Source organism: Petrotoga mobilis SJ95 (assembly GCF_000018605.1).
Taxonomy (GTDB): Bacteria; Thermotogota; Thermotogae; order Petrotogales; family Petrotogaceae; genus Petrotoga; species Petrotoga mobilis.
Map to the genome: position 1 here is coordinate 285,012 of NC_010003.1, position 16,475 is coordinate 301,486.

Annotated in this window: 16 protein-coding genes and 3 tRNA genes; 8 read left to right on the forward strand and 11 right to left on the reverse strand. The window is 34.7% G+C overall.

Going from position 1 to position 16,475, the window contains the following annotated elements; all coding sequences use genetic code 11:
- The first annotated feature begins 7 nt into the window (after nucleotides 1-7).
- The 8 genes from PMOB_RS01375 (at nucleotide 8) to pruA (ending at nucleotide 7,624) form a co-directional block, all read left to right on the forward strand.
- Nucleotides 8-805, forward strand: a complete 798-nt coding sequence (locus PMOB_RS01375) for an ABC transporter ATP-binding protein (protein ID WP_012208119.1) — start codon at nucleotides 8-10, stop codon at nucleotides 803-805.
- Nucleotides 802-1,536 (forward strand): ABC transporter ATP-binding protein, encoded by a 735-nt coding sequence (locus PMOB_RS01380; RefSeq protein ID WP_012208120.1) that lies wholly within the window; start codon nucleotides 802-804, stop codon nucleotides 1,534-1,536. Before PMOB_RS01375 ends, PMOB_RS01380 begins: the two co-directional genes overlap by 4 nt.
- A 125-nt stretch (nucleotides 1,537-1,661) precedes the next feature.
- Nucleotides 1,662-2,291 (forward strand): hypothetical protein, encoded by a 630-nt coding sequence (locus PMOB_RS01385; RefSeq protein WP_012208121.1) that lies wholly within the window; start codon nucleotides 1,662-1,664, stop codon nucleotides 2,289-2,291.
- 279 nt (nucleotides 2,292-2,570) lie between these two features.
- Complete coding sequence (locus PMOB_RS01390; protein WP_041534008.1) at nucleotides 2,571-2,879, forward strand: (2Fe-2S)-binding protein; 309 nt, start codon at nucleotides 2,571-2,573, stop codon at nucleotides 2,877-2,879.
- The gene (locus PMOB_RS01395) at nucleotides 2,872-4,515 is read left to right on the forward strand and encodes an FAD-dependent oxidoreductase (protein WP_081429163.1); all 1,644 of its coding nucleotides are present in this window, start codon (nucleotides 2,872-2,874) and stop codon (nucleotides 4,513-4,515) included. The genes PMOB_RS01390 and PMOB_RS01395 overlap by 8 nt, the downstream gene beginning before the upstream one ends.
- Nucleotides 4,508-4,795, forward strand: coding sequence for a (2Fe-2S)-binding protein (locus PMOB_RS01400; RefSeq protein WP_012208122.1), 288 nt, complete (start codon nucleotides 4,508-4,510; stop codon nucleotides 4,793-4,795). The genes PMOB_RS01395 and PMOB_RS01400 overlap by 8 nt, the downstream gene beginning before the upstream one ends.
- 28 nt (nucleotides 4,796-4,823) lie before the next feature.
- Nucleotides 4,824-5,969, forward strand: coding sequence for an NAD(P)/FAD-dependent oxidoreductase (locus PMOB_RS01405; protein ID WP_012208123.1), 1,146 nt, complete (start codon nucleotides 4,824-4,826; stop codon nucleotides 5,967-5,969).
- Between the two features lie 23 nt (nucleotides 5,970-5,992).
- Nucleotides 5,993-7,624 carry an L-glutamate gamma-semialdehyde dehydrogenase gene (gene pruA / locus PMOB_RS01410; RefSeq protein WP_012208124.1) on the forward strand — a complete coding sequence of 544 codons (1,632 nt, stop codon included), beginning with the start codon at nucleotides 5,993-5,995 and terminating at the stop codon, nucleotides 7,622-7,624.
- Nucleotides 7,625-7,676: 52 nt separating this feature from the next.
- On the opposite strand, the gene PMOB_RS01415 is transcribed toward pruA, so the two are convergent.
- The 11 genes from PMOB_RS01415 to PMOB_RS01465 form a co-directional block, all read right to left on the reverse strand.
- A tRNA-Gly gene (locus PMOB_RS01415) sits at nucleotides 7,677-7,751 on the reverse strand.
- Between the two features lie 10 nt (nucleotides 7,752-7,761).
- Nucleotides 7,762-7,849, reverse strand: a tRNA-Leu gene (locus PMOB_RS01420).
- A 17-nt stretch (nucleotides 7,850-7,866) separates the two neighbouring features.
- Nucleotides 7,867-7,942: transfer RNA gene (locus PMOB_RS01425), tRNA-Lys, on the reverse strand.
- Between the two features lie 140 nt (nucleotides 7,943-8,082).
- Nucleotides 8,083-9,144: an ABC transporter permease gene (locus tag PMOB_RS01430; protein WP_041534009.1), complete on the reverse strand. Its 1,062-nt coding sequence runs from the start codon at nucleotides 9,142-9,144 to the stop codon at nucleotides 8,083-8,085.
- Nucleotides 9,134-10,276 carry an ABC transporter permease gene (locus tag PMOB_RS01435; protein ID WP_012208126.1) on the reverse strand — a complete coding sequence of 381 codons (1,143 nt, stop codon included), beginning with the start codon at nucleotides 10,274-10,276 and terminating at the stop codon, nucleotides 9,134-9,136. Before PMOB_RS01435 ends, PMOB_RS01430 begins: the two co-directional genes overlap by 11 nt.
- A 10-nt stretch (nucleotides 10,277-10,286) precedes the next feature.
- Nucleotides 10,287-11,213, reverse strand: a complete 927-nt coding sequence (locus PMOB_RS01440; RefSeq protein ID WP_012208127.1) for an ABC transporter ATP-binding protein — start codon at nucleotides 11,211-11,213, stop codon at nucleotides 10,287-10,289.
- Between the two features lie 30 nt (nucleotides 11,214-11,243).
- Nucleotides 11,244-12,581 (reverse strand): MATE family efflux transporter, encoded by a 1,338-nt coding sequence (locus tag PMOB_RS01445; protein WP_012208128.1) that lies wholly within the window; start codon nucleotides 12,579-12,581, stop codon nucleotides 11,244-11,246.
- A gap of 252 nt (nucleotides 12,582-12,833) precedes the next feature.
- Nucleotides 12,834-13,391, reverse strand: a complete 558-nt coding sequence (locus PMOB_RS01450; RefSeq protein ID WP_012208129.1) for a glycerol-3-phosphate responsive antiterminator — start codon at nucleotides 13,389-13,391, stop codon at nucleotides 12,834-12,836.
- Between the two features lie 31 nt (nucleotides 13,392-13,422).
- Entirely contained in the window at nucleotides 13,423-13,815 is a 393-nt protein-coding gene (locus tag PMOB_RS01455; RefSeq protein WP_012208130.1) for a DUF1667 domain-containing protein, read from the reverse strand.
- Nucleotides 13,802-15,019, reverse strand: a complete 1,218-nt coding sequence (locus PMOB_RS01460; protein WP_012208131.1) for an NAD(P)/FAD-dependent oxidoreductase — start codon at nucleotides 15,017-15,019, stop codon at nucleotides 13,802-13,804. The genes PMOB_RS01455 and PMOB_RS01460 overlap by 14 nt, the downstream gene beginning before the upstream one ends.
- Nucleotides 15,016-16,443 (reverse strand): NAD(P)/FAD-dependent oxidoreductase, encoded by a 1,428-nt coding sequence (locus PMOB_RS01465; RefSeq protein ID WP_012208132.1) that lies wholly within the window; start codon nucleotides 16,441-16,443, stop codon nucleotides 15,016-15,018. Before PMOB_RS01465 ends, PMOB_RS01460 begins: the two co-directional genes overlap by 4 nt.
- Nucleotides 16,444-16,475: the final 32 nt, after the last annotated feature.

The following is a 16,475-nucleotide window of genomic DNA, read 5'->3' on the forward strand; positions in this document are numbered from 1 at the left end:
GCTTCCAATGACTAACCAATACGATAACGAATATATCTTAGAATTTGAGAATGTAACCAAAAGATTTGGAGGTTTAATGGCAGTTAATAACTTCAATGGCTATTTGAAAAATGGCGAATTACTTGGTCTAATAGGTCCCAATGGGGCAGGGAAAACCACTCTTTTCAATTTGATCACTGGTATATACACTCCAGATACTGGAAAAATTTTATTTAAGAAACAAAAAATAAATTCTAAAAAACCTCATGAAATAACTCAGTTGGGAATTGCTAGAACTTTTCAAAATATTCGATTGTTTAAAGATATGACAGTTCTAGAAAATGTTTTAGTCTCTCAGCATTTGAAATTGAAAAGTTGGATTTGGCTTTTTAAAAGTGTTTTAAAAACTCCTGACGTTTTAAAAGTGGAAAAAGAGATGCAAAACGAAGCCTGGGATCTTCTAGAAGAAGTCGGATTGTCTGTTTACGCTAATGACAAGGCAAACTCTCTTCCATATGGATTACAAAGAAAGTTAGAAATCGCAAGAGCACTTGCCACCGGAGCAAACCTACTTCTGTTAGACGAACCAGCAGCAGGAATGAACCCTCATGAAACGAGCGAATTGATGGAATTTATAAAACATATAAGACAGGAGTTTGAGCTATCTATTCTCATTATAGAGCATGACATGAAAGTTATCATGGGAATTTGTGAGCGTATTTATGTATTGGATTATGGAAGAAAAATCGCTGAAGGAAGTCCACAGGAGATTCAAAAAGATCCTTTGGTAATAAAAGCCTATTTAGGTGAGGAGTTGGCAATATGAACAGTGAAAATTCAAACATAATTCTTAAAATATCTGATATGAACGTTCACTATGGTGGTATCCATGCAGTAAAAGGAATCGATATGGAAATCAAAAAGAATGAAATCACAACGTTGATTGGATCAAATGGAGCGGGAAAAACTACAACCTTGAACGGAATAATGAATGTAGTTAAAAAGAGCGGTGGAAAGGTGTTTTTAGATAATGTTGATATTACAAGCATGGAAACTCATAGAATGGTAGAAAAAGGAGTAGTTCTAGTCCCTGAAGGTAGACGTATATTCCCAAATCTAACGGTTTTAGAAAACCTCCGATTGGGTTCGTATTCTCGCAAAGACTCTGAAAAAATAAGCGAAGATTTCGATTGGGTACTTACACTTTTCCCACGATTAAAGGAAAGACTCAAGCAACTTGGAGGCACACTATCTGGGGGAGAACAACAAATGCTGGCGGTTGCAAGAGGGTTAATGTCAAGACCAAAGGTTCTAATGCTCGATGAACCTTCTCTTGGACTAGCTCCTATTCTAGTTAAAGAGGTTTTAGAAACTATAGAAAAAATATGTGAAGAGGGGGTAACCATACTGCTTGTAGAACAAAATGCCGTTGGTGCATTAAAAATCGCTCATTATGGTTATGTCTTAGAAACCGGCAAAATTGTTCTCGAAGGACCTGCAAAAGATCTCTTAGAAAACGATGAAGTTAGGAAAACTTATCTAGGAGTGACGGTTTAAAACTTTGAAACCACATCACACTTTCTTAAGCTTCTTCTAAGCTTCCATTAAGTGAACATTAAGCATATTGTTTTATTATTCTGATGTATCAAAAATAAAAAACATTACTTAGTGGAGGTGTTGGTATGAAAAAAGTTTTTCTGTCTTTCTTTATAGGTATTCTTTTAGTCGGATCGTTATTTGCACAAGTAGGACCAGCTGGTGGGGCTCCAATGTCCCAGGTACAAAGTCAAGACCGTGACAACCAGATGCTCCAAGTTCAGGAAAGATTGCAAGAAAGAGTATTATCTCAAGATGTTTCACCAGTAACCGTTACCGGAACTGTAAAAACCATAGTGGATGACGATGTATCTTTAACCTTGAGTGTTGAAGTAGACTCCGAAATTTACTCAGTAAGAGTACCAAAGAATCTTTTGAATGAAGTAAAAGCAGGCGAAAGTATTGAACTAACAGGATACAAGGTAGTAATAAACGACAACAAAAACTTTGTACCTTTAGAAATCAAATATCAAGATAGAATTGTGAATATGCAGAGATATATGGAAAATACTAGATCTCAAATTTCCGAAAGATACCAAGAAAATTTCCCACAAAATCAAGATTATCAAAGATATAGAGACTACCAAAATTACCAAGATTTCAAAAGATATCAACAGTACAAGAATTATCAAGACTACCAAGATTTTCAAAGATACCAAAACTACCAAAGATTCAATCAACAAAGATATCAAGATTGTCCCTATTACAACGACTAATTCAAAGTAAAAACGATGAAAAGAGGCCTAAAGGCCTCTTTTTTTATACAAAGAAATAATTAACTTTATAATATTTTTCAAAAATTGAAAAAAACTTCAATATTTGGCTTTAATCGTCTATAATCATGAAATTTTTTTCATAATCGTCTATAATCACCTTTTTTAAAAAACGAGAATTGTGATTCAATTAATAGTAGAACCATAATACTTGTGTTGTGGACAGCGGGACGAAGGGGCACTAAAGAAAGGAGTATATAATTTATTTAAGAAGGAGAAAAAATGAGAATACAAAATCATCCCATACTAAGTTTCAATAGAGATAAACAAATAAAGTTCTATTACAATGGTAAAGAATTGATAGGTTACGAAGGAGAAACCATTGCGGCAGCATTGTACGCAAATGGTGTTTTTAAATTCAGTGAAAGTAAGAAATTACACAGACCAAGAGGAATTTTCTGCGCTATTGGACATTGTTCCTCCTGTTTGATGACAGTTGATGGAGTCCCAAACGTAAGAACGTGCATAACTCCTCTAAAAGATGGAATGAAAGTGGAATCCCAAAATATCGGAGTTGAGATAAATGAGTAAAATTGAAAACCTTGAATTATTGGTTGTAGGTGGAGGTCCTGCAGGACTTTCAGCTGCACTTGCTGCTGCTAATTACGGAATTAAAGTATCTTTAGCAGAAGAAAGAGAATTTTTAGGTGGACAGCTAATAAAACAAACCCATAGATTTTTCGGTTCAGAAAAAGAATACGCAGGCACAAGGGGAATAGATATACTGAGAAAGTTGATCGACGAAGTTAACAAAAATAAAAACATAGAAGTGTTATTATCTTCTCGAGTCTTGGGAATCTATGAGGATAACGTTGTAACTATATTAAACGATCATAAAATGAAAAAGTATTATCCTCAAAGTATTATTTTTGCAACGGGGGCATCCGAAAAATTTTTAGCTTTTGAGAATAACGACCTTCCTGGCATCTTTGGTGCCGGTGCAGTTCAGACTTTGATGAATGTTTATGGCGTCATGCCAGCAACAAATGTCTTAATGATTGGTTCGGGAAATATTGGGTTGATAGTTTCTTACCAATTATTACAAGCTGGTGTAAAAGTAGCTGCAATAGTTGAAGCAGCACCAAAAATAGGCGGATACTCTGTTCATGCATCAAAACTCAGAAGGTTGGGCGTACCTATTTTAACCTCTCATACCATAAAAAAAGCCATTGGAAAAGAAAAAGTTGAAGGAGCGGTAATATGTGAACTTGACAACGATTGGAACGAAGTAAAAGATACCGAACAACTGATCAAATGTGATGCAATCTGTCTATCTGTTGGATTAACCCCATTGGTTGACCTCTTAAAACAAAGGAAAGTAAAAACCACTTATGTCTCAGAGTTGGGCGGCTACGTCCCCTTAAGAGATGAAAATATGGAAACCTCAATTAAAAATTTATTTGTTGCAGGGGATGTTTCAGGAATAGAAGAAGCAACAGTAGCAATGATCGAAGGTCAAATAGCCGGTTTATCCGTTGCCATAAGAATCGGAAAAAACAACAAAGGTGAAATTGAAAAAAGAATAGAAGAAGCTAAAAATGAATTAGAATTGCTAAGATCTGGTCCTGTAGGCAAGAAAATTAGGAAAGGATTGTCTAAATTAGGTTTGAATCACGGGAAAAATTATAACGAAAATTTTTCAGAAGAAACACTCGACATTTCTTATTTGATGAAAACTGGAGTACCTTCAGAAGAAAATTTAAAAAACAAGCTACCATCAGAAGAAAAGGTATTTGACAAAGGACCTATAGCCATATCAGAGTGCTTTCAAAGATTCCCTTGTGATCCATGCGTAAAAAGCTGCCCTTTCAACGCCATATCTGAAAATGGTAACATCAACAACATTCCCTACGTTGACTTTGAAAAATGCACCGGATGTGGCATATGTGTTAGCAAATGCCCAGGACTGGCAATGTTTGTGATTCATAAAAATTTCAGTGAAACAACTTCGGTTGTAATCATACCTTACGAATTTCTTCCAAGACCTCATAAAGGAGAAATTGTCAAGGTACTTGATAGAGAGGGAAAATACTTATGTGATGGCAAAGTAATAAGAATATTGGATGGAAAATTTCAAGACAAAACAGCCGCAGTGAGTATAGAAATTCCAAAGAGATACTATTTACAAGCTAGGAATTTTAAAGTGGAGGAAGGAACCCATGGATGAAAACAAGGTAATAATTTGTAGATGTGAAGATGTAACTTTAAAAGAAATAAGGGATGCCATAAGAGAAGGATTCACCACCGTTGAAGAAATAAAGAGGGTAACAAGGAGCGGGATGGGACCTTGTCAAGGTAAAACCTGTGGCTTGTTGATCGCAAAAGAAATTTCGCAGATGACGGGTAAACCAATGGAAGAAATAGAATTACAAAACATCAGACCTCCTTACGGAGGAATAACCTTTGAAGAAGTAATAAAAGGAACCATAACGGAAAATGATAAATAAACCTTAATATAACTAGCAGGTGAAAAATATGAAAAATAAAGCAAACGTTGTGATAATAGGAGGAGGCGTCGTAGGTTGTTCCATCGCTTATAACCTTGCCAAAAAAGGGCTTAAAGATGTAGTGTTGCTTGAAAAATCCTACCTTTCAAGCGGAGCAACTGGTAGATGTGGTGCGGGAGTTAGGCAACAATGGGGCACCAAACAAAACTGTCTTTTGGCAAGCGAAAGTATGCATATTTTTGAACACTTTGAAGATGTCCTTCAAATAAAAAGATACATAGAATTAAAGCAAAAAGGTTATTTGTTACTAGCATACTCTGACAAAGAATTAGAGCAATTTAAAAAAAATATCGAAGTTCAACACAGTTTAAATATACCTTCTATTCTATTAACTCCTAAAGAAGCTAAAGAGATTGTTCCCGACTTAAACATAGAAAAGTTGGTAGGAGCCGCTTACTGTGCTAAAGATGGGCATGCCAACCCTTTCCAAGTGACTTTGGGTTACGCAGAAGCTGCGCAAAGATTAGGTGTGGAAATAAACAAATTTACCGAAGTCAAAGATATAAAAATTAAGAATGACACAGTGCTGGGGGTACAAACAAACAAAGGTTTCATAGAATGTAAGAATGTAGTTGTAGCAGCAGGAGGTTGGACACAAAATATAGCTAAAATGGCTGGAATAGAACTCCCAGTTTACTCCGAAAGACACGAAATATTGGTAACAGAATCTGTTAAAAATATACTCGATCCAATGTTAATGTCCTTCTCTTACAATATTTATTGTCAACAAGAACCCAATGGCAGCTTTATCATGGGTTATGGGCCGGAGAACGAACCACCTAGTTACAATATGGAAAGTTCATGGGAATTCCTTGAAACTATGTCAAAAAAGGCAACGTGGTTATTGCCTCCTCTTAAAAATATCCGCATCATTAGGCAATGGGCGGGTTTATACAACATTTCGCCAGATAGACAACCAATAGTATCTCAAATCAATGAGGTAGAAGGTCTATATGTTGCTTGTGGGTTCAGTGGGCATGGTTTTATGCTTGCACCAGCTGTTGGAATTCTAATGGCAGATATAGTTACAGGTGATAAATTAACATACGATGTCATTTTAGATTTAGAAAGATTCAACAGAGGAGAAATCATTGAAGAGCCCTCTGTTGTATAAAACTTAAAAAGGAGGAATCAATTTTGAACAACTCAATACCTATTTACGAAATGCCTGAAAATGAGCCAATTTTAAACTATGAGCCTGGAAGTAAAGAAAAAAAAGAATTGAAAGAAAAACTTTCCAAACTAAAAAACGATAAAATCGAAATACCTCTTATAATAGGTGGGAAAGAAGTAAGAACCGGTGATCTTGGAAAATGTGTTATGCCACATGATCATAACTATGTCTTAGCAGAATATCACAAAGCTAGTGAAAAAGAAATCGAAATGGCAATAAAAAGTTCCTTAGAGGCAAAGAAAGTGTGGGATAAATTTTCATGGGTTGATAGACAATCCATTTTCAAAAAAGCAGCTGAACTGTTATCGACGAATTGGAGGTCAACATTAAATGCCGCTACCATGCTTGGTCAAAGCAAAAATGTATTTCAAGCGGAAATAGATTCAGCCTGTGAATTGATAGACTTTTTGAGATTCAACTCATACTATGCAACAAAGATATACATGGATCAACCAAAATCTACAAAAGGTATTTGGAACAGATTAGAGTATAGACCTTTAGAAGGCTTTGTTTTCGCAGTTACTCCATTTAATTTTACTTCCATAGCAGGAAACCTACCCACTGCTCCTGCTATCATGGGAAATACGGTTTTGTGGAAACCAGCATCTTCGGCCGTATATTCGGCATATTTCTTTATGAAATTGCTACAAGAAGCCGGCTTACCCGATGGCGTAATAAATTTCATACCTGGTTCAGGGTCCAAAATTGGAAGTATAGTTTTTAAAGATCCTAACTTTACGGGATTACATTTCACTGGTTCAGCTCCAACATTTCAAAATATGTGGGAAACAATTGGGAAGAACATAAGAAATTACAAAACTTACCCAAGAATAGTAGGGGAAACAGGTGGAAAAGACTTTGTGATTGCACACGAAAGTAGTGAAATAGAAACACTGGCAACAGCGCTAATTAGGGGAGCCTTTGAATATCAAGGTCAAAAATGTTCGGCTGTCTCAAGAGCTTATATACCTAACAACATCTGGCCGAAGGTAAAAGAAAATTTGATCGAAAATTTGAAAGAAATTAAAATCGGCTCTCCAGAAAATTTCACCAACTTTATGAATGCTGTAATTGACAAAGAGGCTTTTGATAAGATAAAAAGTTACATAGATTTTGCAAAGGAAAGTAATGAAGCAGAAATAATCTATGATGGAAAGTGTGATGATTCTATTGGATATTTCATTGAGCCAACTGTAATATTAACTACTAATCCAAAGTTTAAAACTATGGAAGAAGAAATATTCGGCCCTGTTTTGAGTATTTACGTTTACGATGCAAAAGAATTTGACAGTGTATTGAAATTATGTGATGAAACTTCACCCTATGGTTTGACTGGAGCGATCTTCGCTCAAGATAGAAATGCTATTAAAAAGGCAGAAGAAGTACTCGTTAACGCTGCCGGAAACTTCTACATCAACGATAAACCTACAGGTGCTGTAGTAGCTCAACAACCGTTTGGTGGTTCAAGGGCTTCAGGAACAAACGACAAAGCTGGAAGCGTTATAAACCTTTTAAGATGGGTTTCCACCAGAGCAATTAAAGAAAATTTTGCTCCACCAAAAGATTTCAAATATCCATTCATGAAAGAAGAATGAAGACAGCCTCACGGCAGGTAAAGAAAATGTCCCCACCAGGGGACTTTTTTGTTGGAGCGGATAATGGGATTCGAACCCACGACCCCTTGCTTGGCAAGCAAGTGCTCTACCGCTGAGCTATATCCGCAATATTTGGCTGGTGCGCGAGGTGGGACTTGAACCCACACGGATTATAAATCCACAGGATTCTAAGTCCTGCGCGTCTGCCAGTTCCGCCACTCGCGCTAATAACTATAAAAAAATGGTGACCCGCCTGGGATTCGAACCCAGGACCCTTTGATTAAAAGTCAAATGCTCTACCAGCTGAGCTAGCGGGTCACTTAGTAGTTACATATATCAAAATTCTTTTTTGCAACCGTTGAATATTATAACCGCTCACAACACTTTTGTCAAGTACAAAGTTAAAACAACAAGTAAAATTGAGTTTAATATTCATAGCTTTTTTAATTCTTTTACAATTATCTCTCTTCTTTCAGAAAAACTTTAGACGAGACAAACAAGAGAAAAAGCCCTCCTACAAACAAAACCAAATTAATTATTAAAAATTCGTTTAAGTTAATCTGTTTGATATTTCCTGTGTACCTTATTACATCCACCACATACTTAACCGGTAAAATATTACTTACCCATCTGACAGAAGTGGGCAAAAATTCAACAGGGAAATATACCCCTGAAAAGAAAGTCATTACAACATAAAGGATAGAAGCAATTTCTATTGTTACCGAAGGTTCTTTGAACAACAATAAAAGCAATATCCCAAATCCCATCATTCCTATAGATGAAGTAAAAAACACTATAACAAGCAGTCCCCAGTTGAATGTCAAACTCAAATCAAATATTATTTTACCCAAAAAAACTATAATAAACATGGATATGAGATTCAAAAAAAGCTTAGTGGATGAAGCCGATAAAGTAAATTCTATCGGTTTCATTGGTGAGGCTTTAAATCTTTTAATTGTACCTAGTTTTCGATATCTTCCAAATACATTTATCATTGAAAACATTCCACCTGATAAAAGCGATAATCCTATAACCCCTGTCAAAATAAAATCCAAAGAATTTTCTTGACTTTCTCCTATGGGGGTTTCAACAAATTCCAAGTTTATATAATCTTCATTCATACCTATTAAATACTTTTTCAAAAAACTTTGCAATTTTAACTTTAAAAATATATTGCTCTGATTATTTATGTCTGTTTCTTTTTCGACAAAAGTTATTTGATTATTCTCAACCATAATTATTCCAATATCGATTTGATCACTTTCTAAAGCTTGACTTAAAGAGTTTTTGTCCTCAAAAATCAAAATTTCATAAGGAAGAGCTTCTACAATTCCCCCTTCAAAGTTACCAGCGATTCCCAATTTATATTCCACACTTTGGTCAGTTTCTGTACCAAAAATAAACCCGAAAAGCAACAGCAATAGTACAGGTAGAAGTAGGGTAAAGAACACTTCTATACCGTTTCTAAAGGTTTCTTTATAAAATATACTCATTAACGAAAACATGCGATTATTTTTCACGGTAAACCATCCCCTTATAACTCATCGAAAAGATTAAGATAGATGCCATCATCCAGATAACAGGAACAATTATATTAACGGGGACAAGAACATTACCAGTCATCAACTTTCTCAACCCATCTACTAAATAAGTAGCAGGGTTAAAATAAACGTACCATCTTATAAACCAAGGTGTATTAGTAACTTCAAAATAAAATCCGCTTAAAAAAATGGTCGCTTGATATATGACCTGAGAAATCGCTTCGGCGGATCCCATATTTTTATAGAATGAAGAAAGAAGAAGGCCAACACTCAGTATTACCAGGATTGAAAAACCACTGTAAGCTATAAACCCTGGTTTATATATATATGAACTAACATCAAAAAGGTAAGCCTCAATGTATAAAACTATCAAAGAAATTAACAGTAAAATGAGATGTGAAAGTAAAAAACTAAAAAAATATTCGTTCCCTTTTATAGGAGTAGAGTTTAGTTTTTTAAAAACCCCTTTTTCAACGTAATATGAAAAATCAAAAGGCATATTAAATACAGCTACTGTCAAAACAGACATCAAAATAATGGCAGGAAATAGGAAATCTCTGTATCTATAAGGTTCTGATTGTTTTATCCCTATAATCTCTTCATTAACAGTTAGTTTTACTTCTTCCCCTCTTGTATACATCATTATATTGATTTCATCTATAAATACTTCAAAAATGTCTTTTGCATACATAGAAGCACTATCGTTGGTATAATAAACTTTTATATCAGGAACCTCAGTGGTTTCGATAAAAAATTTCAGATTCAGCAAATTAAAGTTTTCAGGGAACACTACAAAAGCACTTATTTCAGAATTTTTTAAATTCTGAAGCCCTTTTTCAAAAGAATCATACTCTACTACTTGAAAAGGGATATCATTGGAATCCGATGGAGAAAAGACATCATCGAAGGTGGTTTTTATTACTCCCTGCAAAGGCTCTTCGTAATATATTCCAACCTTCAAATCCAAATTTTCCGAGGTGCCAATATTTTCAAAGATACCCACGAATAAAACGAAAAATAACGTAGGAAATATTATAGTCCAAAAAGGAACAGCAAATTCTCTTGAAGAATTAACAAAAAAGGCCTTTGTGAGATTTCTGATTTTTTTCATGCTATCTCACCTAATCCCTTAAGCTTTTCCCGGTTAAATGGAGAAAAACATCCTCTAAGTTAGGCTTTCTAATAACAATATTCGATATATCAAATTTCTGTATTTTTGCATCCTCAAATATTTTTACAAGAGCACCTTCTACATCTTTTGTTTCTATGGTATAAAAATTTTCGCTTTTGGTGACTTGAAAATTTGCATCTTTGAAAAGCTCTTCTTTTACCTCATCAAAATTCCCATTAGAGTTAATTTCAAAGGTGATTATGGAATCCATTTTCAATGAATGTATAAGCTCATTAAGTGTTCCTTGGGCTATTACCCTGCCTTGATCAAAAATGTAGATCCTATCAGCCAAAAATTCAGCTTCTTCCATATAATGGGTAGTTAGTATTATGGTCTTCCCGGAATTTCTTAAGTCTTCTATTTTTTCCCATGTACTTCTTCTTGCTTGAGGATCTAACCCTGTAGTTGGCTCATCAAGAAACAACAACACAGGATCGTTAATTACCGCTGTAGCTAACGCTAATCTTTGTAATTGTCCACCTGAAAGTTTCGATACCCTACTATTCTTTTTTTCTTCAAGATTAAAATCTTTCATAATCTTATTTACATCAAGACTGTTTTTGTATAATCCCGAGAACGCCTTAAGGGTTTCCAAAACTTTTAAATTTGGGAAAAAATTAGTATCTTGTAATTGAATGCCTATTCTTTCCTTAATATTAGAATCTACGTTTTCTATCTTTTTCCCGAAATAGTAAATTTCTCCAGCATCTTTCTTTCTTAATCCTTCTATTATTTCAAGTGTTGTTGTTTTTCCAGCACCATTTGGCCCTAAAATAGCAACAATCTCTCCTTTTTTTACATCAAAAGAAACATCGTCAACCGCTTTTACGTTCTTATAATACTTCTTCAAATTCTTCACTTCAATAATACTCTCCATAATGAACATCCCCCCTATAATATCCAAAACCTAAGCCTCTTCTAAAACGTTTCTAAGCCATTTCTTACTTCTGTATCTGAAAAAAAGAATTATGGATTTTATAATCTCTTCCATCATTGTTAAAAAGTAGACGGTGGGAAAACTCAAATCTAATATCAGTCCTCCAACCGCAGCTAGAGGAACACCTATAAGCCATAACGTAGAGGCTTCAACCAAAAAAGAGAATCTTGTATCTCCTCCGGCTCTTAAAAATCCGACAACGTTCATACCGTTGAAGATCTTCACCGGAAGAAAACCCATTGAAATAACTATTGTGACTTTTACCATATTTTTAACTTCTTCTGAAACATCGAATACATCAACTACTAAAAATGTAGTTACTATCCCTATAATAGCTGCTATTACACTTATTAACTCCGCTAATTTTAAGGCTTTTTTAGAAGTTTCAAAGGCTTCTTCAAATTTAGATACTCCCAATATATTTCCAATAATTACAGATGCGGCGTTTGCTATAGAAAAAGTCACAGAAACCGCAAACCCTTCTATAGTTGACATAACTCTTTGAGCAGCTATAACATCAGTTCCCATATGGGCATAAACAACAGAATACATAGTGAACCCCAATGACCAGGCAAATTCATTTGCCAAAGTAGGTAAGGCGTAATGAAAGAAGTTTTTCACAAATTTTGAATTCAATTCTGCAACATGTTTAAAATATGCTCTCCCGGGGAGCTTTCCAACGTAAACTATAAAAACTGTTGCAATACATCCTATTGCCCTAGCAATCAAAGTCCCTATTGCAGCACCTTTTATACCTAAAACAGGGAAACCAAGCTTACCAAAGATTAGCAAATAATTTAGAACGATGTTTGTAGATAATTCTATAATAGTTATTATCAATGGCAAATGAGCCTTTCCTATGCTTCTAAGCATAAAAGAAAAAACCATCGTAATTGCAAATAAGGGGTAACTGAAAGCAATTACCTTTAAATAAGGGATTCCCGCTTTTATAACTTCAATATCTGGACTAAAAAATCTCAAAACCATTTCTGGCGCGAAATAACTCAATAAAAAGAATGGAATAGAGAAAAGAAGGGAGGACAAGATAGTTAACGCAACGGAACGGGATAAACCATCCTCATCTTTTTTCCCCCAATACTGGGCAAAGAAAATGCCTCCTCCAGAGACTAATCCAAATAATATTAAGTTGTACAAGAAGAAAAACTGGTTTGAAAGTCCAACCGAAGCGATGGCAACCTCCCCCAAAAGGCCAATCATTAAGGTATCAACAAAATTAACACTTGTAAAGATAACTTGCTGAAGGGCTATCGGGAAAGCTATTCTTATTATTCTTTTGTAGATATCCATTGGAACCCCCACAATACATTTTGTAAAACGAAGAATATATACACAAAAGAAATTCTATCATAACTGTCATGGCTTTTATTCTAAAAAATATGAAAATAATTGTTAAGAATCACTCGAAAGAAAAACTGTGAATTTACTAGAGTAAAATTGGACAATATCAAATACTAGAAAGAAATAAGTCTACTCAAAAAGAGTTTTCTCAGAGCAGACTTAGTATACAACTTCTTTATTATATACTTTTAAATAATCTTTTCACCACAAATCTTTAGCACTTGTAGAAATAGCATGGATACCATTCTTAAAGAGTTCCAGAACTTCCTCTTCTTTACTGATTAATCCTCCAGCTATCAAACATACTTTTGTTCCTATATTTTCTAAAAAATATGGTGCTGCTATCGCTGGTAATATTTCAAAGGCATCAGGTTGAGAAGTTTTTTCCAGAAAATTTACAACAGATTTTAAAGAATTAGAATCTATCAAAAACACCCTTTGAACTGCCATTAAATTTTCTTGCATAGCTGTTTTTATAGCGTTATTTTTTGTAGATATTATTCCATCACATAATTGTTTACGAGCTAAATACTCAATACCTTTTTTATCAGAAGCGATACCTTCTAGTAAATCGATATTGATAAATAACTTTTTATTAAATTGTTTTACAATGGGCATAACATCTTCTAAAATTAATATAGATCCCGTAAGCAAAAAGATGATAGGGGATTCAGTTTTTAAAGCATCATCTAAGTCTTCTAAATTTCTGACGGCAGGAATTATCGTATTTTTTTTGATTAAATTACATAAACTATTCATTTTATCTCCTATCAAGATACTTTTTTGTATCTTATTTTTTTCTATTCACACTTCTAGTAGCTATTATATCACTACCTGTGTCCAATATATTTTGTATAACAACATCCCCTCTTTTGATAGGTGCTTTTACCTTTGTTTCTTTTAATATTTTCATTATGTCATTTATAAGTCTTAATGGAACGGGTTTATCAGACCTAACCGAAGCCATCGGGATTTCTCCATCTTCTACTTTTACGCTTGTTACCACAACTCTTAAAGGATCGGTGATTTCTTGCTTTACAAATTCTAATCCTCTTTTGCATCTGTTCCCTTTAACTTCTACAATTTCTATTTCATCCGCGTCTGCATAAATAACGTTTATTTTACATCCCAAAGGACAAGTTGTACAAACTACTTTCTTTTTTTTATATTCAACCGAGTTCACGTGCACTCACCTCTATTTCTTTCAAATTCTTATCCTTAAATGGTTTCATGGAAATTTCAATCATTTCAGATGGTCTGGCCTCTTCTTCCACCATCTTAATTCCAAGAGGTTCTACTGTAACTTCTGCTCTTTTGAAAGTTTTTGAAACTCTAAGGTACAATTTTGTCCTTTCGTTGGGATCTATATACATTGGATGCATTATATTTATGTTTTTCCCTTTTATAACTTTTACCTTTTGTTCAGGAAAGTACTGATTTTGTGCATACAGAGCTGCATATTTACCGGCTTTTTCTCCTTCTCTTGAAACATAGTCCACTAAATCAAATACAACTGTACAGTTACCAGCTGCAAAGATCCAATCTTCAGAGGTTTGGTTTGTATTAGATGTGATAAATCCAGGACCAGTTTCAACAAATTTAATAGGATCTGTTAAAGGTATGAGGCCCACTGAGGTTACGAGAGAATCTACGTTGAATATCTTTTCGGTATTTGGAATGATTTGTCTATTTTCATCCACTTGAGATACGTAAACTTTACCTAATCTCTTATTTCCCTCTACCCTTGTGACGGTATGGGAAAGATACAATGGAATATTATAATCTCTGAGACATTGTTGAACGTTCCTTTCCAACCCACCTGGGTATGGCAAAATTTCTACAACACCTTTAACTTCTATTCCCTCTAAATGAAGCCTGCGAGCCATTATCAATCCAATATCTCCAGAACCAACTATCAAGGCGCTATTAGCTGGCTTAAGATTTTGAAGGTTGATGTATTTTTGAGCTACTCCTGCAGTAAAAATACCAGCAACCCTGTCTCCAGGAACCGCAAGTGAATTAAAATGTCTTTCTCTTGCCCCTGTTGCCATAACTAAAGCCTTTGTTTTTATCTCGTGTATCCCTTTATGATTCACAAAAGTCAATTGTTTATCTTTATTCACATTCAACACAAAGGCACTGTTCAATATTTTTATATTCGTATTGGCTAATTCTTCTTGAAGCGTTTCTTTGAATTCTGGACCAGTTAAATCCTTTCTATAGTAATGTATCCCAAAACCATTGTGAATACATTGATTTAAAACTCCACCGTTTTCTTCTTCCCTTTCTATAAGAATAACGTTTGCACCATTTTTATCTGCAGCCTTAGCAGCGGCCATTCCTCCTCCGCCACCACCTAATACAACAACATCTGTTTCGTATTTCATATCGCTCTCACCTCGGAATTTATTATCCACGAACCTTTTTCATTTTGAAGTACTTCTTCTGGTTTTAACCCTGTCTCTTCGGAGATTATTTTTAATATCTTTGGTATGCAAAAACTTCCTTGACATTCTCCAAAGGAAGCTCTTGTGGCAAATTTAACATCATCTAGAGTTCGTGCGCCATTTTTTATAGCCTCTTTAATCTCCTTTTTTGTTATTTTGTTACAATAGCAGATCATTTCTCCAGCATCTGGATCTTCTTGAATGACTCTTTTCCAATGCTCATAATCCTCTTCTACTAAATGTGAGACTTTTTCAATATGATTGATGTAATTTTTCCTTTTTTCTAAATTAATATGCAACTTTTCTTGAATAAGATATTCTACAACGTATTTAGCAATAGCAGGTGCAGCGGTTAATCCAGGTGATCTTATGCCAGAAACATGTATCACATTCCCTCCACCTACATCGATATGAAAATCTTTTTCCTTTGTTTCAGGTCTTAGACCGGCAAATGTTTTCACTACGTTTCTTGAAAAATCTAAAGTTGGAACCAATCTCAAAGATTTTTCTTTGACTTCTAAAAGCCCTTCTTGAGTCGTAGAAAGATCTTGTTTGGATTTCACACCATGAGCAGTAGGTCCAGCTAAATAACCCCCATCCACAGTTGGAACCACCAAACAACCTTTCGTCAACTTAGAGGGAGTTGGAAAAATGACAGAATTTGCGTACTTTACATCTTTACCCAAAAGATAATATTCACCTTTCACAGGGAAAATATAAGGTACCTCATCACCAAACAATTTCGCAATTTCATCTGCATACAATCCTGCAACATTAATAACTAAATCAGCTATATAACTGCTCCCATCTTCAAAGAACAATTCAAACTTGTTATCTTTCTTTTTCACTTCCACGAGTTTCTTATTTTTTAAAACTTTTCCTCCATTAATCTCTACCGATTTTGAAGCTTGCATAGCTACTTCCCACGGCTCAGTCACACCTGCTATTGGGCAATAAAAGGATTTTAAAGCACTTTTATTTAAATTTGGTTCCATTTCTAATAGTTCTGCCTTATCTAAAATCTCATATTCTTTTACGCCGTTTTGAATTGCTCTTTCTTCCAACTCATCGATTGCCTTTAACTCTTCATCGTTTAGTGCGACAACATGTGATCCAACTCTTTTCACTTCTACAGAAAGTTCCTGGGATATCTCATCGTACAATTTATTACCCTTATAACACAGTTCTGACCTTAAACTTCCAGGAGTATCGTCATACCCCCCGTGAATTATTCCAGAATTTCCTTTTGTGACACCTGTTCCTATTCCGTTTCTTGCCTCAAATATGAAGACATCTTCTATATATTTGTTAATTTCTCTTGCGATTAAACTTCCTACTATTCCAGAACCTATAACCGCTATCAACTTTTACCAACCTCCTGATATTATAAAAAAAA

What these genes read in the sequence shown, in the direction of transcription:
- PMOB_RS01395 (WP_081429163.1), top strand. Translation starts at nt 2,872, where the DNA reads ATGAGTAAAATTGAAAACCTTGAATTATTGGTTGTAGGTGGAGGTCCT.
- PMOB_RS01440 (WP_012208127.1), bottom strand. Translation starts at nt 11,213, where the DNA reads ATGGAGAGTATTATTGAAGTGAAGAATTTGAAGAAGTATTATAAGAAC.
- PMOB_RS01450 (WP_012208129.1), bottom strand. Translation starts at nt 13,391, where the DNA reads ATGAATAGTTTATGTAATTTAATCAAAAAAAATACGATAATTCCTGCC.
- PMOB_RS01390 (WP_041534008.1), top strand. Translation starts at nt 2,571, where the DNA reads ATGAGAATACAAAATCATCCCATACTAAGTTTCAATAGAGATAAACAA.
- PMOB_RS01460 (WP_012208131.1), bottom strand. Translation starts at nt 15,019, where the DNA reads ATGAAATACGAAACAGATGTTGTTGTATTAGGTGGTGGCGGAGGAGGA.
- PMOB_RS01405 (WP_012208123.1), top strand. Translation starts at nt 4,824, where the DNA reads ATGAAAAATAAAGCAAACGTTGTGATAATAGGAGGAGGCGTCGTAGGT.
- PMOB_RS01445 (WP_012208128.1), bottom strand. Translation starts at nt 12,581, where the DNA reads ATGGATATCTACAAAAGAATAATAAGAATAGCTTTCCCGATAGCCCTT.
- PMOB_RS01380 (WP_012208120.1), top strand. Translation starts at nt 802, where the DNA reads ATGAACAGTGAAAATTCAAACATAATTCTTAAAATATCTGATATGAAC.
- PMOB_RS01385 (WP_012208121.1), top strand. Translation starts at nt 1,662, where the DNA reads ATGAAAAAAGTTTTTCTGTCTTTCTTTATAGGTATTCTTTTAGTCGGA.
- PMOB_RS01435 (WP_012208126.1), bottom strand. Translation starts at nt 10,276, where the DNA reads ATGAAAAAAATCAGAAATCTCACAAAGGCCTTTTTTGTTAATTCTTCA.
- PMOB_RS01400 (WP_012208122.1), top strand. Translation starts at nt 4,508, where the DNA reads ATGGATGAAAACAAGGTAATAATTTGTAGATGTGAAGATGTAACTTTA.
- PMOB_RS01375 (WP_012208119.1), top strand. Translation starts at nt 8, where the DNA reads ATGACTAACCAATACGATAACGAATATATCTTAGAATTTGAGAATGTA.